General features: G+C 65.4%; 9 protein-coding genes. 5 read left to right on the top strand and 4 right to left on the bottom strand.

Features of this window, described 5'->3' with window-relative positions:
• Positions 1–36: 36 nt before the first annotated feature.
• The 5 genes from EBL84_RS00540 (at position 37) to EBL84_RS00520 (ending at position 8445) form a co-directional block, all read left to right on the top strand.
• Positions 37–2067: an HDOD domain-containing protein gene (locus EBL84_RS00540; protein WP_190287853.1), complete on the top strand. Its 2031-nt coding sequence runs from the start codon at positions 37–39 to the stop codon at positions 2065–2067.
• An 18-nt stretch (positions 2068–2085) separates the two neighbouring features.
• Positions 2086–4599 (top strand): EAL domain-containing protein, encoded by a 2514-nt coding sequence (locus tag EBL84_RS00535; RefSeq protein ID WP_123139035.1) that lies wholly within the window; start codon positions 2086–2088, stop codon positions 4597–4599.
• Between the two features lie 31 nt (positions 4600–4630).
• On the top strand, positions 4631–6061 hold the full coding sequence (gene hldE, locus EBL84_RS00530; protein ID WP_123139034.1) for a bifunctional D-glycero-beta-D-manno-heptose-7-phosphate kinase/D-glycero-beta-D-manno-heptose 1-phosphate adenylyltransferase HldE: 1431 nt from the start codon (positions 4631–4633) through the stop codon (positions 6059–6061).
• Positions 6054–7367: a lipid IV(A) 3-deoxy-D-manno-octulosonic acid transferase gene (gene waaA, locus EBL84_RS00525; RefSeq protein ID WP_123139033.1), complete on the top strand. Its 1314-nt coding sequence runs from the start codon at positions 6054–6056 to the stop codon at positions 7365–7367. The genes hldE and waaA overlap by 8 nt, the downstream gene beginning before the upstream one ends.
• Before the next feature lie 112 nt (positions 7368–7479).
• Positions 7480–8445 carry an IS3 family transposase gene (locus EBL84_RS00520; protein ID WP_123139032.1) on the top strand — a complete coding sequence of 322 codons (966 nt, stop codon included), beginning with the start codon at positions 7480–7482 and terminating at the stop codon, positions 8443–8445.
• Between the two features lie 259 nt (positions 8446–8704).
• Here EBL84_RS00520 and EBL84_RS00515 read toward each other — a convergent pair whose 3' ends face one another.
• The 4 genes from EBL84_RS00515 to EBL84_RS00500 all read right to left on the bottom strand — a co-directional run bounded on the left by EBL84_RS00515 (position 8705) and on the right by EBL84_RS00500 (position 13711).
• A complete protein-coding gene (locus EBL84_RS00515; protein ID WP_123139031.1) occupies positions 8705–10588 on the bottom strand; it encodes an ATP-binding protein in 1884 nt (627 codons plus the stop codon).
• Positions 10589–10710: 122 nt separating this feature from the next.
• Entirely contained in the window at positions 10711–11337 is a 627-nt protein-coding gene (locus EBL84_RS00510; protein ID WP_369957532.1) for a DUF4276 family protein, read from the bottom strand.
• Positions 11334–12512 (bottom strand): AAA family ATPase, encoded by a 1179-nt coding sequence (locus EBL84_RS00505; protein WP_123139029.1) that lies wholly within the window; start codon positions 12510–12512, stop codon positions 11334–11336. The genes EBL84_RS00510 and EBL84_RS00505 overlap by 4 nt, the downstream gene beginning before the upstream one ends.
• Before the next feature lie 301 nt (positions 12513–12813).
• A protein-coding gene (locus EBL84_RS00500) for an IS5 family transposase (protein WP_123139028.1) occupies positions 12814–13711 on the bottom strand; the annotation gives its coding sequence in 2 pieces (ribosomal slippage) (positions 12814–13363 and positions 13362–13711; 900 coding nt in all).
• Between the last annotated feature and the right edge of the window lie 140 nt (positions 13712–13851).

Here is a 13851-nt window from a genome sequence, read left to right as displayed (position 1 = left end):
TCGATCTGCGGTGTTCGTTCTATGGCCACAGCAAGCATGGATATCGATCCGAGCGCGCTCGACGCGCTGCCCTCGCCACCCCTGGTGCTGCTCGAACTGCTCGATGCCTTCGTCGACGAGGCCGTCGAGTTCGAGACCCTGGCGCGGATCTGCGCGCGCGACCCGTCGCTGACCACGCGGATGCTGGCGATCGCCAACTCCGCCGCCTTCCGCCGTCGTGCGCCCACCTTCGTCTCGCTCGAACGGGTGCTGGTCACCCTCGGGCTCGACACCATCAAGACCATCGCCCTGACCACCGCGCTGGTCCAGGCCTTGGCCCCGGAGCGCACGCTGTCCGCCGCGACGCTCGCCGCCTTCTGGCGTCATGCCCTGGTCACCGCCGCGCTCGCCCGCGCCCTGGCCCATACCCTCTCCATCGATGTGCCCGAGCGGCTCTATCTCGCCGGTCTGCTGCACGACATCGGTCGTCTGGTGATCGCCACCCAGCGCGGTGAGTGGCCGCCCGAAGGCGCGGGCGAGGGTGATGCCGCGCGTCTGCTCGCGTGCGAGCGCGAACGGCTCGGTGTCGATCACTGCGCCGTGGGCGCTGCGTTGCTCGGCGCCTGGCGGTTGCCGGCGCCGCTGGTGATGGCCGCGCGCCATCATCACGCCCCGCTCGCGGCGCTCGCCGACGCGCCGCCGGCGCTGCGTCTGGTGCATCTGGCCAACGCACTCGACAGTCCGCACTGGCGCGAGTCCGAGGCCCTGGCGCTGGCCGATGCGCTGTTCGGCCTGACCCCGGCGCTGGCGCAACGGCTGCATCGCGAGGCCGTGCAACAGGTCGAGCCGTTGTGCGCGGCGCTGGGGTTCGAGACCGGCGCCGCGCCGGGCGCGCCGTTGACGCGTGCGCTGTGCGATCGCGCGCTGGTCGACGGGCTCGACGGCCAGCTCGCCCGCGCCGAGGACGAGGACGTGCTGCTCGCGACCATCGCGCGCTGCGTGGTGGTGCTGTTCGGCATCGACCGGGCGCGCTTCCTGGTGGCTGAGGACGGGCGCTTGCGCGGTCGCGATCCGCTGATGGCCGATCCCGGGTTCGCGGCGATCGACTGTGCCGCCGACGGTGAGCACCTGCCCGCTCGCGCACTCGCCGGCGAGCCCTGCTCGACGCTGCTCGCGGACGACGGGCCCGGGGTGCTCGAACACCAGCTCGCCGCCGGCGCCGAGGCGCTCTATTGTCTGCCGCTGCGCGCCGCCGGCGAGCCCGGCGCGGTGCTGGTGCTGGCGCCGAGCGCGGCGCAGCTCGCCCAGCTGCGCGCGCGCGAGCGGCTGCTGCGGACCTTCGGCGAGGTCTGTGGCCGGGCGCTGGCGCGCCAGCGCGAGCAGCGCCTGCTGCACCAGCGCGCCGCGCAGGAGCGCGCGCTGCTCGAACGGGCGCGATTGCGTCAGGTGGTGCACGAGGCGGGCAACCCGCTGAGCATCGCCCAGAACTATCTCGAACTGCTCGCCCAGCGTCTTGCAGACGACGCCGAGGCCAATGCCGACCTGTTGGTGCTGCGCGAGGAGCTGGAACGGGTCGGGACCATCCTGGTGCGTCTGGTCGACGGCGACGAGGCCGCCGGCGACGGTGACGAGGGCGATCCGGCCGAGTCGTTGCGCCGGCTCGTCGGGGTGCTCGACCATGCGCTGTGTCGGCCGCGCGGGATCGCGTTCAGCTGTACCTGTCCCGACTCGCTGCCGCCGCTGCGTCTGGCGCGCGACGCCCTGCGTCAGGTGGTGGTCAATCTGGTGCGCAACGCCGCCGAGGCGCTGGGCGAGGGCGGACGGATCGAGGTGGCGCTGGAGGACGGGGTGCGGGTCGGCGGTCGCGCCCATGTCGAGCTGCGGGTCGAGGACGACGGCCCGGGGCTTGCCGCCGAACGGCTGGAGACCCTGTTCCAGCCGCAACAGAGCGCCAAGCCGGGACATGCCGGGGTGGGGCTGACCATCGTGCGTAATCTGGTCGAGGCGGCCGGAGGGCTGGTGAGCTGTCGCAGTCGGCCTGGCGCCGGCTGTCGCTTCCAGGTCCTGTTGCCGCTGCGCCGACCCTGAGCGAGGCGGAGCGAAGCGATGAGCGATCGACAACCCCCTTCCCCCGCGACGCTGGCCGAGGACGGCTGCCGGCGCCTGCTGGTGGTCGACGACGAGCCGCGCAGTCGCGCCAGCCTGGAGCGCCTGCTCGGGGCGCGGGGCTTCTCGGTGTGCGCCGTCGCCGGTGTCGCCGAGGCCCTGGCGCAGCTCGAGGGCGAGCGCTTCGACCTGATCCTGCTCGACCTGATCCTGCCGGTCGGCGACGGCGTGCAGGTACTCGACCGGCTCGCCGAGCGCGGCGAGGAGATCGCCGTGGTGGTGGTCAGCGCCACCCGCTCGGTGGCCGAGGCGACCCGCGCGCTGCGTCATGGCGCCTGTGACTTCGTCGCCAAGCCCTATCGGCTCGACACCCTGCTTGCGGCGATCGCGCGCGCCTGCGAGCGCGGCGCGCTGACCCGCGCCCAGGCGACCATGCAGGCGCGGCTGCGCGACTCCGAGCGTCTCCACCGCTTCCTGGTGCACGCCTCGCCCGACCTGGTCTTCCTGCTCAACGGCGCCGGCCGGGTGCGCTTCGTCAACGACCGGATCGCGGTGCTGTTGCAGCGCCGTCCCGAGAGCGTGCTCGAGCGCCCGCTGCTCGAACTGGTCGCGCCCGGCCATCGGGGTCGCGCCAGCGCCCTGCTGGATGAGCTGGGTGAGAGCGCCGAGGGGCGGGTGCGCGCCATCGAGCTGGAGCTGCTCGACGGCGCCGGCGGGCCGCCGCTGCCGGTCGAGATCAAGCTGCTCGCGCTCGGCGCCGGTAACGAGACGCCGGTCGGCGGCGAGGTCTTCGCGGTGGTCCGCGACCTCGCCGCGCACCGTCGCGCCGAGGAGGCGATGCGCCGCTCCTTCGATCTGCTCCACCACGTCATCGCCGCCAGCCCGGCGGTGGTCTATGCCCGCGAGCCGGGGCGCCCGGCGCGCTTCATCTTCGTCAGCGACAACCTCCGCCAGCTGCTCGGCTACGATCCCGAGCAGCTGGTCAACGGCGCGCTGGTGTGGGAGGGGCTGGTACACCCGGACGATCGCGCCGTGCTCGACGGCATGTTCGACGGCGATGCCGGGCGCGCGGCCAATGCCGAGTACCGCATGCGTCATCGCGACGGCGACTGGCGCTGGGTGCGTGACAGCGTGCGCCTGCTGTGCGACGGCAACGGCCGGGCGGTGGAGCTGGTCGGCTCCTGGCTCGACAACACCGAGGCCCACCGACTCTCCGAGGAGCTGCGCCGTCAGGCCAGTCTCGACGCGCTCACCGGGCTGCTCAACCGCAGCGCCTTCGAGCAGCGACTGCAGCGGGCGATCGAGGAGGCGCGGCGCGAGCGCCGCCAGCATGCGCTCTGCTATCTCGATCTCGATCAGTTCAAGGTGATCAACGACACCTGCGGGCACATCGCCGGCGACGCGGTGCTGCGCCAGCTCGCCCACGTGCTCGCCGCCTGCATCCGTCAGCAGGACACCCTGGCGCGGCTCGGCGGCGACGAGTTCGGGGTGCTGATGGAGGACTGCGAGCACGCCGGCGCGATCCGGGTCGCCGAGGCGCTGTGCAAGGCCGTCGGCGACTTCCACTTCGTCTGGGGCGACAAGCGCTTCCGGCTCGGCGTGAGCATCGGGCTGGTGTCGATCGACGCCGCCAGCGAGGGCCTGGTCTCGCTGCTCAGCGCCGCCGACAGCGCCTGTTACGCGGCCAAGGACGGCGGGCGCAACCGCATCCATGTCTATACCGCCGACGATGCCGAGCTGGCGCGCCGTCACGGCGAGATGCAGTGGGTGTCGCGGATCAACCTGGCGCTCGAGCAGGCGCGCTTCGGGCTCGCCTTCCAGCCGATCGTGCCGGTCAACGGCGACGGCGACGGCGCGCACTACGAGCTGCTGCTGCGGATGTACGACGACGACGGCGCGGCGGTGATGCCCGGCGCCTTCCTGCCCGCCGCCGAGCGCTATCACCTGATCGGGCGGATCGACGAGTGGGTGCTGGAGACGGCGCTCGCCTGGCTCGGCGATCACCCCGAGCATCTCGACGGTCTCAGCCTGTGCTCGATCAACCTCTCCGGTCACTCGCTGAGCGATCCCCAGCTGCTCGATCGCATCGCCATGCGGCTGCACCGCCACGAGGCCATCGCCGCCAAGCTCTGCTTCGAGGTCACCGAGACCGCGGCGATCTCCAACATGACCAACGCCGTCGAGTTCATCGAGGCGCTGCGCGCGCTCGGCTGTCGCTTCGCCCTCGACGACTTCGGCAGCGGGCTGTCCTCCTTCGCCTATCTGAAGAACCTGCCGGTCGACTTCATCAAGATCGACGGCATGTTCATCAAGGACATCGCCGTCAACCCGATCGCCCGCACCATGGTGCGCTCGATCAACGAGGTCGGTCAGGCGATGGGGATGCGCACCGTGGCCGAGTTCGTCGACGGCGAGGAGACGCTGGAGGTGCTGCGCGGCATCGGCGTCGATTACGCTCAGGGTTACGGCGTCGGTCGACCGCGCCCGATCGAGGAACTCGTGCGATCATGTTAGGGATCTGTCCCGTGCGATTGCGGAGTCCAGCTTGAGCCCGATCCCCCTTCCCGATCTCCCCGACTTCGGCCGCGCCAGCATCCTCGTGGCCGGCGATCTGATGCTCGACCGCTACTGGAGCGGCAGCACCCGTCGTATCTCGCCCGAGGCCCCGGTGCCGGTGGTGCGCATCGACGGGCGCGAGGACCGCCCCGGCGGTGCGGCCAACGTCGCGCTCAACCTCGCCGCGCTCGGCGTGCGCACCGCGCTGGCCGGGGTCACCGGTCGCGACGAGGCCGCCGAGTGCCTGAGCGCGCCGCTGCGCGAGGCCGGGGTCGCGCTGCACCTGCACCGTCGCGACGACGTGCCGACCATCACCAAGCTGCGGGTGCTCAGCCATCACCAGCAGCTCATCCGGCTCGACTTCGAGGAGCCGCTCGCGCCGCTGGCCGAGGACCCGCTGCCGGCGCTGGTCGAGGCCGCGCTGCCGCATCATCAGCTGCTGCTGCTCTCGGACTACGGCAAGGGCACCCTGGTCGACCCGCAGCGGCTGATCGAGCGCGCCCGCGCCCGTGGCCTGCCGGTGCTGGTCGACCCCAAGGGATCGGACTTCGCGCGCTATCGCGGCGCCACCCTGCTCACCCCCAATCGCGGCGAGCTGGAGGCGGTGGTCGGCGTCTGCGCCGACGACGCCACCCTGATCGCGCGCGCCGGGCGGCTGCGCGACGAGCTGGCGCTGGAGGCGCTGTTGGTGACCCTGGGCGAGCGCGGCATGTTGCTGCTCGCCGCCGGTGCCGAGGCGTTGCACCTGCCGACCCAGGCACGCGAGGTGTTCGACGTCACCGGCGCGGGCGATACCGTGATCGCCGCGCTCGCCGCCGCGCTCGCCGCCGGCATGCCGCTGCCCGCCGCCTGCGCCCTGGCCAACTGCGCCGCCGGGCTGGCGGTGGCCAAGCTCGGCACCGCCAGCGTCGGCGTGCGCGAACTGGCGCGCGCCTATCGCGGCGGCGAGTGGCGCACCCTGCTCGATCGCGACGCCCTGGTGCACACCGTGGCCGAGGCGCGCGCGCGCGGCGAGCGGGTGGTGATGACCAACGGCTGCTTCGACATCCTCCACGAGGGTCATGTCGCCTATCTGCAGCAGGCCCGCGCGCTCGGCGATCGGCTGGTGGTGGCGGTCAACGACGACGACTCGGTGCGCCGGCTCAAGGGCGAGGGGCGACCGATCAACGGCGTCGAGCAGCGCATGGCGGTGCTCGCCGGGCTGGCCTCGGTCGACTGGGTCTGTCCCTTCTCCGAGGACACCCCGGAGGCGCTGATCTGCGCCGTCGGCCCGGACGTGCTGGTCAAGGGCGGGGACTACCGCGTCGAGGAGATCGCCGGGGCCGACTGCGTGCGCGCGCGCGGCGGCGAGGTGCGGGTGCTCGACTTCCTGCCCGGGCGCTCGACCAGCCGGATCATTGGGGCGATCCGCGATGTCTGAGTCGGTGATCGAGGACCAACCCTCGTTCAGGGGGACACTGTTGCAACTGCTCTACACCCTGGTACTGCGTCTGACCCTGCCGCTGGTGCTGCTGCGCCTGGTGCTGCGCGGGCTGTCGCGACCGGCGCGCGAGCTGCGTCTCGGCGAACGGCTGGCGCGCGGCGTGCCCGCACCGCCGGTCGAGGTCTGGGTGCACGCCGTCTCGGTCGGCGAGGTGCTGGCCGCGCGCGGGCTCATCAACCACCTGCTCGCGCGTACCCCGACCTGTCGGGTGCTGGTCACCACCACCACCCCGACCGGGGCCGAGCGGCTGCACGCGCTGTTCGGCGAGCGGGTGGCGCACCGCTACACCCCCTACGACCTGCCCGGGGTGCAGGCGCGCTTCCTCGATCAGGCGCGTCCCCGGCTGCTGATCGTCATCGAGACCGAGATCTGGCCGAACATGCTCGACGCCTGCGCCGAGCGCGGCATCCCCACGCTGCTGGTCAATGCCCGACTGTCGGCGCGCTCGGCGCGCGGCTATGCCCAGCTCGGCCGGCTCACCGCGCCGACGCTGCGCCGCTTCGCGCTGATCGCCGCCCAGGGGCGCGGCGACGCGCGGCGCTTCAACGCGCTCGGCGCCGAGCCCGAGCGGGTGCGGGTGACCGGCTCGGTCAAGTTCGACGTCGCCGACGACCCCGAACGCGAGACCCGCAGCGCCGAGCTGCGCGCGCACTGGGGCGAGGGTCGTCCGCTGTGGATCGCCGCCAGCACCCACGAGGGCGAGGAGGCGCGGGTGCTCGCCGCCCACCGCCGCGTGCTCGAACACCACCCCGAGGCGCTGCTGGTGCTGGTGCCGCGCCACCCCGAGCGCTTCGATCAGGTCGCCGCGCTGGTCGAGACCCACGGCTTTCGCCTGGCGCGCCGTACCGATCCCGACGCCGATGTGAGCGAGGCCCAGGTCCTGCTCGGCGACACCATGGGCGAGCTGGCGGGGCTGATCGCCGCCGTCGACGTCGCCTTCATCGGCGGCTCGCTGGTGCCGGTCGGCGGTCACAACCTGCTCGAGGCCGCCGTCGCCGGGGTGCCGGCGCTGGTCGGCCCGCACACCTTCAACTTCGCCGAGATCACCACCCGCCTGATCAGCCTCGGCGGCTGCGCCCGGGTCGCCGACAGCGAGGCCCTGGCCGCGCGCCTCACCGACTGGCTCGCCGCCCCCGAGCGCCGCGCCGCGATCGGCGCCAACGGCCGCGCCTTCGTCGAGGCCAATCGCGGCGCGCTGGCGCGGTTGATCGGGTTGGTCGAGGGGTATTTGCCGAAGGGGTGAGGATGGGGGGAGGGCGCAGGGGCAAGGCCGTCCTCCGGTGCGCGTGAGGTTCCCCCCGAATTTCGTCCCCCAAGGATTGACGTAGACAGACGATCAATGCTTGGAGGGCACGATGCAGAAGATCCCCAAGCGGGTATACACGCTGGAGTTCAAGGAACAGGCGGTCAAGCGGGTGCAGTCGGGGCGCAGCATCGCCTCGGTGGCGCGCGAGATGGGCCTGGTGGAGCAGACGGTACGCAACTGGGTGTGTGCGCTGCTGGGCGTAAGTGCCAGCGGTTATCGGGCCTGGCGGCACGGCGGCCAGCGCCAGGGGCTGAGTGACGCGCAGCTGACGTTGCTGCTGCAGGCCATCCACGCCGAGACCGGAGGCGCCTACGGCAGTCCGCGGATGGTGCGGGCGCTGCGCGCCCGCGGCCTGAGCGCGAGCAAGGCGCGCGTGGAGCGGCTGATGCGTGCGCACGGTCTACGCGGCCGTCATCGGCGCCGCTATCGCGTCACGACCGACTCGAGCCACCGCCTCCCCGTCGCCGAGAACCTGCTCGCCTGGGACTTCCGGCCCAGCGCCCCGAACCAAGTATGGAGCGCCGATATCACCGATCTCTGGACTGACGAGGGCTGGCTCTATCTGGCCGTCGTCCTCGACCTGTTCAACCGCGAGGTCGTCGGCTGGTCGATGCGCGCCCGCATCGACGCCGAGCTGGTCATCAGTGCCCTCGATATGGCCCATGCCCGGCGCCGTCTGCCACCGGGGCTGCTGCACTACTCCGACCGGGGCAGCCAGTACGCCAGCCACGCCTTCCAGCAACGCTTGCGTCGCTACGCGATGCGCTGCTCGATGAGCCGGCGCGGCAACTGCTGGGACAACGCCCCGACCGAGAGCTGGTTCAACAGCTTCAAGCACGAGCGCGTCTTCGGCGAGCGCTTCCCGACCCGCGAGGCGATGCGCGCAACGGCCTTCGAGTACATCGAGGTCTTCTACAACCGAAAGCGACTGCACTCGACGCTCGGCTATCGCTCACCCGTCGAGTTCATGCAACAGTGGGAGGCAAAACAGCGCCGCGACCAGACGGTCGCATGAGACCAACCCCTTGGGGGACGAAAAACAAGGGAATCTCAGTCGGCTCAAGCCCGTACCAGCGCGCACGCCGCGACGCCCCAGACCAATGTGCGTCAACTTCCCAGCGTCGACCACGAAGCATACCAACGGTGCTGTTCGGCTGTGTTGAAAGTCAGCGACAGGCTCGGCAAACATCCGCTCTTCGGCCACACATCCAAGGAATGTGTCCATTCGTTCTTTAGCGGGGAGTACGGCGAAGCCGTTTGCCTTGGCCATTTGGCTAGCTCCCTATCTGGCCTGTGGCCTGTTGTGCGGCGTATTCCCTCATGCCATTGCGCAAGATTTCGAGGAATGTGTGGTTTCTGCTTTCGGCATCTGCCACGATGGCATCAAAGGACACGACGAAAGTCGGAGTAGGAACCACCGTTCCATCCGGTCGTTCGGTTCGGAATTCCTGGTAGTAAAGCTTCCCCATGGAGAACAGTGGTGCCCAGTTTTGCTGGCGCAGCCGGGTTCCCATCGTGTCGCTGATCTGGATGACGGCGTAGTACCAGATTCTCTGGATGTTGGGGCAATGCGACGCCAATTTCACCGCACGATCAAGCAGTTGATTGATGGCATACTGATTTTCTTTTTCATCGTCCGTTTTCTTCTTTATTTCGATGACGACCACATCCACTGGGCTGGTATCTTTTGGGTCAGCGGAAAAGATCATGGCAATATCCGGCCTGCCCGCATCTTTCTCGCATTCCTCGTCAAGCCGTATGGCATTGACGACGGTATCCATCCGCTGCTCGCTCAGGATGGTACGAAACACCATGAATTTGTCATCCAGCAACCAGGCGTTGTTCTGGTAAACCTCCGAAGGCATGGCTTCTTTCGAGAATTCCTTAAATCTCGGGACGATGAGATTGTGTATTTCGGATTCGGCATTGTCGGCCGTCATTTCCTTCATGCGGCCGATGATCTTGTTGCGATACAAGATGTATTCGGTTAACGTGCGCGATGAAAGCTCCAGCGACTTCTCATACGCTTCTTCGCTCAGTGTCTCGCATTGCAGCACCTGCTTCTGGGTACGAAAAAATTTCTGCTGCGCGATCTCCAGAGCATCATCACGATCAATCAAACCAACGGTGTCGTTTTCGAAGTAGCCCAGGAGATGCGGGAATTGCTCCTCGAACTTTTCCTTTACCTTCTCGTTCTTCTCTGTGATTTTCGGAATCTTGTCTGCCAGAATCTTTCCAACCTCTCGGCGCAAGACACGATAAAGACTCGCTTCTTGGAGACCGTCCGGAAATATCAGCTTTTGGCGCGAACTGTCGGCATTGGAGTGAAACATCTCCGACTCGAACAGGAATACACCCATATAGCCTGTCGGAAAAGACGAAGCTGGTATCAGGTTCACGGGAATGGTCCGGCCATCAATGTTGAAGGCGACGAGCAGGCTTCCTTTACCCGACACCGGCTCGACATGATAGTGCATGTCAATGGTCGAAAACGCATCCAGAGAATCATCCTGAATGGTGATCTTGGTCATTGAAGGCAAGTCATCGGGTGTGATTGTTACCTCATGCGGAAAGAACTCCTTCTGCGGGTTGCTCTCCGTAGTTTTCAGGTTGATCCAAATCTTGAAGGCCTTGTCATCACGTTTGCGCGCATCCAGCGTTGGCAGGAACTGCTCAATCAAGAGAGGCTTGATGGCATCTGGTTTCAGATTGTCATAGGACTTTACGCGCGACCCGGAAAACCCAGTGAATGTCAGCGTCGTTTTGGCATCCTGTGCTTGCTCAAGCTGTTGGAGTGGCGCGTTGTCGTCAAAACCTTCTTTAAAGACAAATGTCCTCTGCCACTTGTCCCGCGTGCTGATAACTTCAACGCGATCAAAATAGTTGAGAAACACCAAGCGTCCAATTCCTTTGTGGAACTTGTCCCTGGGTTTCAGCAAGGTTTTGAAGCGATTAAAGTTTTCATCGTTGAATCCATCGCCGTTGTCCGTGACGGTGATTTTCAAAGTGTCAGGCTTGTCGTATCCCTGCACGTCAATCTCAATGGATACATCGGTCGCACCCGCATCCAGCGCATTGGCTAACGCCTCGAAATAAACCAAGGTCAACGATGGGTTGGGGAAAAACAGCCTGATGGCCCCAGCGGTTTCAATATCCATTGCCTTCCTCCTTGCCATTTCCTGCTTGGCTGGGTGCGGCAAGCCAGAAGCGATGAGCCAAATACTCAGCCAGATCTAGAAGGTTACTGGTTTCATCCGTTGTCATAGGCATAGGTTGAACCTCAAGCATCCATCTTCTTGCGCAATTCATCCACGAACCGCTTAGCCCATGGCGATGCCTGAGTTACTTTGGCCGGGTCGATCTTCGCCAGCAGCTTGAACGAGTGCTCGCCCTTGCCGTAAACGGCTTTGGTCTTGCAGTTACTGGTGGCCCGCTCCAAGGAGCTATAGACCTGCTGCTTCGCGATGCCTTCGATGGCGTTGTTGGCAGCAGGCAAGGCGTTTTCCTTGAAACCCTGTCCGAAAAATGCTTTGAGTGCATCCCTGTCCGCGAGGAACCAGCTTTCCATGATTTTCACCATGAGGTGACAATCTGTGTTGGCGGAATGCTGCGGTTTGTCCCAGCCGTCGCCCTGCCTGGTTTTTAGGTGTGCCCATGGTTGCCAGGTATCCGGCTGTCCTTGCTGGTGTTGTGCATTGACGAGATCTTCACTGTCCACGAGCAGAAAAGCTTCTTCGCCACTGGCAATTGCTGTGCAAAAGGAATCGAACGCATCGCGTCTGCTCCCGCATGCCACGATTCGTGGGCGGTTCTTCAATCCGGCCTTGGTGACGAATGTGGTAAATCCTTCGCGGCAGGCAGTTTTCAATGCTGCCGTATCACCGCCGCCTTCGACGTACAACTTCACCATCTCGTTCCCCCAATCTCGCCGCGTGTCCACAGTTGGCCCAGCCGGTAATTTTCCAGCCAGGGTTTTAACTTGTCGGCATCGAGTCGGGTCAGTGTGGTTCCTTGCGGGCCGCGCTCAGCAACTATGACCGCTTCTGGTTGGTCTGTCAGGGCATCGACAAGCACATCTGAATGGGTAGTGACGATCAGTTGGGTGCGATCTGACGCATCTTTGAGCAGGTCGGCCAGGGTTGGTAGAACGTCGGGGTGCAGGCCCAACTCGGGCTCTTCAATACAGGTCAGTGGCGGCGGATTGGGGTGGCAAAGGATGGCCAGCAAGCACAGGTAACGCAGGGTGCCGTCCGAAAGCCGTGTGGCGGGGACGATGTACTTGCCTTCCTGAAAGAACACCTGCACCGTTCCACCTTCGATCTGCACGTCGAAGTCGTCGATACCGTCGTACAGCGCGCGCAGTGCGTCGAGCAGCTTCTTTTTGACCTCTGGATCGCGGCGCAGCCGGTTGAGCACCAAGCCCAGATTGCTGGCGTCCGGCTCCAGCAGGTCGTTTGGCAAGTCAGCCTTTTGCGGCAGTCTTGGTGTGGTGTAGCGCCCAAAGGTCCACTCGCGGTAGAGCCGCATCTTTCCGAAGGAATTACCTAGCCAAGTCAGTTCTGGATACTGATCGGGGTCTTTGCGCTGAGACAAAATTGACGCGGTGGAGTCAATGTCTTCGTGCCGCAAGTGTCGCTCATTGCCTTTGATGTTGAGTACGCTATGACCGCTCTGGAAGCGGTAGTAAAAATAGGGCTTGGTATGTCCATAGTCCGGCTGCTCGTGTTCGACACGCTCATCTAGGATCTCGAAGCGTTGCCCCACTTCAGAAAAACTCAACACATAGCGCAAATTTTGGGGCGCTCTTGGGTTGTCGAATACCGCATCAATGGTTGCGTGTGGTGTTTTGATTGCGCCTTTCCACAACCAGTCACGCACACCACCGCCATCGCGGATGGCCGCCAGCAGGTTGGATTTCTCCGAGGTGCTTGGCGTGGAGCGAATCAGGTCGATGGCTTCGATCAAGTTGGATTTGCCCGACCCATTGGGGCCGATCACCACATTGAGCGGGCGCAGTTCCAGCACCTGCGCGGACTCGCCAAAGCTCAGGAAATTGTTCAGTTTTAGTGATTTGAGCAGCATGTTGTTCTCCTTCACTCGATCACGAAGCGCAGCTTGGTGGCATCTTTGAGGTTCCCCTGTTTTTTCGTCCCCCAAGGGGTTGGTCTCATGCGACCGTCTGGTCGCGGCGCCGTCTTGCCTCCCAATGTTGCATGAACTCGACGGGTGAACGGTAGCCGAGTGTCGAGTGCAGTCGCTTACGGCATTTCTTTACACATATCTCCTCAGCGCTCATTTTGAGGAGCGAGCCTCGAGCGTAAGTCTTTGATTTTTCGCTCTACACCTTTGCCCATCTAGACTTCGAAATGGCTCGCGTAAGTTATTATTTTTTTTGTCTTGTGTGTAAGGAAATGCGCTTACGGTTGTACGTTTTGTACGAAAAGTAATGCCTGAGGCATCTGCGGATGCAAGCAAGCGTGAACATTGCCGAGAAGCTGGTCGCCAACTTGTCGTAACGGGTGGCGATGCGTCGACAGGACTTGAGCCAGCCGAACAGCCGCTCGATGACGTTGCGCTTGCGATAGCTGGGCTTGTTGAGTGTCCGAGGGCGGCCCGGCTTGGGCTTGCTGATGCCCTGGCGCTGTGGGGTCACCGGACGGATACCACGCCAATCGCAATAGCGGCGTAAGTCGTCGGCATCGTAGCCCTTGTCAGCGAGCAGTTGGCGGCAACGGGTGCGCGGACGACCTTGATGAGCGCTGGGCAAGCGGACCTGATCGAGGAGCGGTTGGGCATAGCGGATGTCGCTGTGCTGGCCTGGGGAGAGCAGAAAGTTCAAAGGGACGCCCTTGGCGTCGCAGAGCAGGTGGATCTTGGTCGTCAGGCCGCCGCGACTGCGCCCGAGCGCATGGCTCAGCGGCTCCTGCGGCCCCCTTTTTTCCGCCGCCAGCGGCGGCGCGCGTGGCACGGATCGAGGTCGAGTCGATCATCCAGGTCTCCAGATCGATCAACCCATCCTCGCGTAGCCGGATGTGCAACCGCTCCAGGACCTTGGTGAAGGTGCTGTCGTCACGCCAGTCGCGAAACCGCTGGTAGACCGTCGACCAAGGACCGAAGCGCTCAGGCAGGTCGCGCCACGCTGCACCCGAGCACAGCACCCAGAAGATGCCGTTGAGCATCAGGCGGTCATCCCGGCGTGGGCGACCGGTACGCTGCGGACGGGAAAACAGATCGGCAATCAGCTCCCAGGCCTCTTCTGGGAGTTCGTAACGTCTCGACATCTGGCCTCTTCTCCTGCAAGAACGAGGTCAGTGTAACAAGCAGGGTTTTCGTACAAAACGTAGTACTACAGCCGCACATCTTCACGGCGGCCCAGCCCCTCGCGCTCGATAATGACAGACCCTGGCCCGCGCCTGATGTC

The sequence above is a fragment of the Marichromatium sp. AB31 genome (genome assembly GCF_003718685.1).
Classification (GTDB): Bacteria; Pseudomonadota; Gammaproteobacteria; order Chromatiales; family Chromatiaceae; genus Marichromatium; species Marichromatium gracile.
Note: the sequence above shows the minus strand (reverse complement) of the source record. Positions and strands in the feature narration are given on the sequence as shown.

What these genes read in the sequence shown, in the direction of transcription:
- waaA (WP_123139033.1), top strand. Translation starts at nt 6,054, where the DNA reads ATGTCTGAGTCGGTGATCGAGGACCAACCCTCGTTCAGGGGGACACTG.
- EBL84_RS00505 (WP_123139029.1), bottom strand. Translation starts at nt 12,512, where the DNA reads ATGCTGCTCAAATCACTAAAACTGAACAATTTCCTGAGCTTTGGCGAG.
- EBL84_RS00540 (WP_190287853.1), top strand. Translation starts at nt 37, where the DNA reads ATGGATATCGATCCGAGCGCGCTCGACGCGCTGCCCTCGCCACCCCTG.
- EBL84_RS00535 (WP_123139035.1), top strand. Translation starts at nt 2,086, where the DNA reads ATGAGCGATCGACAACCCCCTTCCCCCGCGACGCTGGCCGAGGACGGC.
- EBL84_RS00520 (WP_123139032.1), top strand. Translation starts at nt 7,480, where the DNA reads ATGCAGAAGATCCCCAAGCGGGTATACACGCTGGAGTTCAAGGAACAG.
- EBL84_RS00515 (WP_123139031.1), bottom strand. Translation starts at nt 10,588, where the DNA reads ATGGATATTGAAACCGCTGGGGCCATCAGGCTGTTTTTCCCCAACCCA.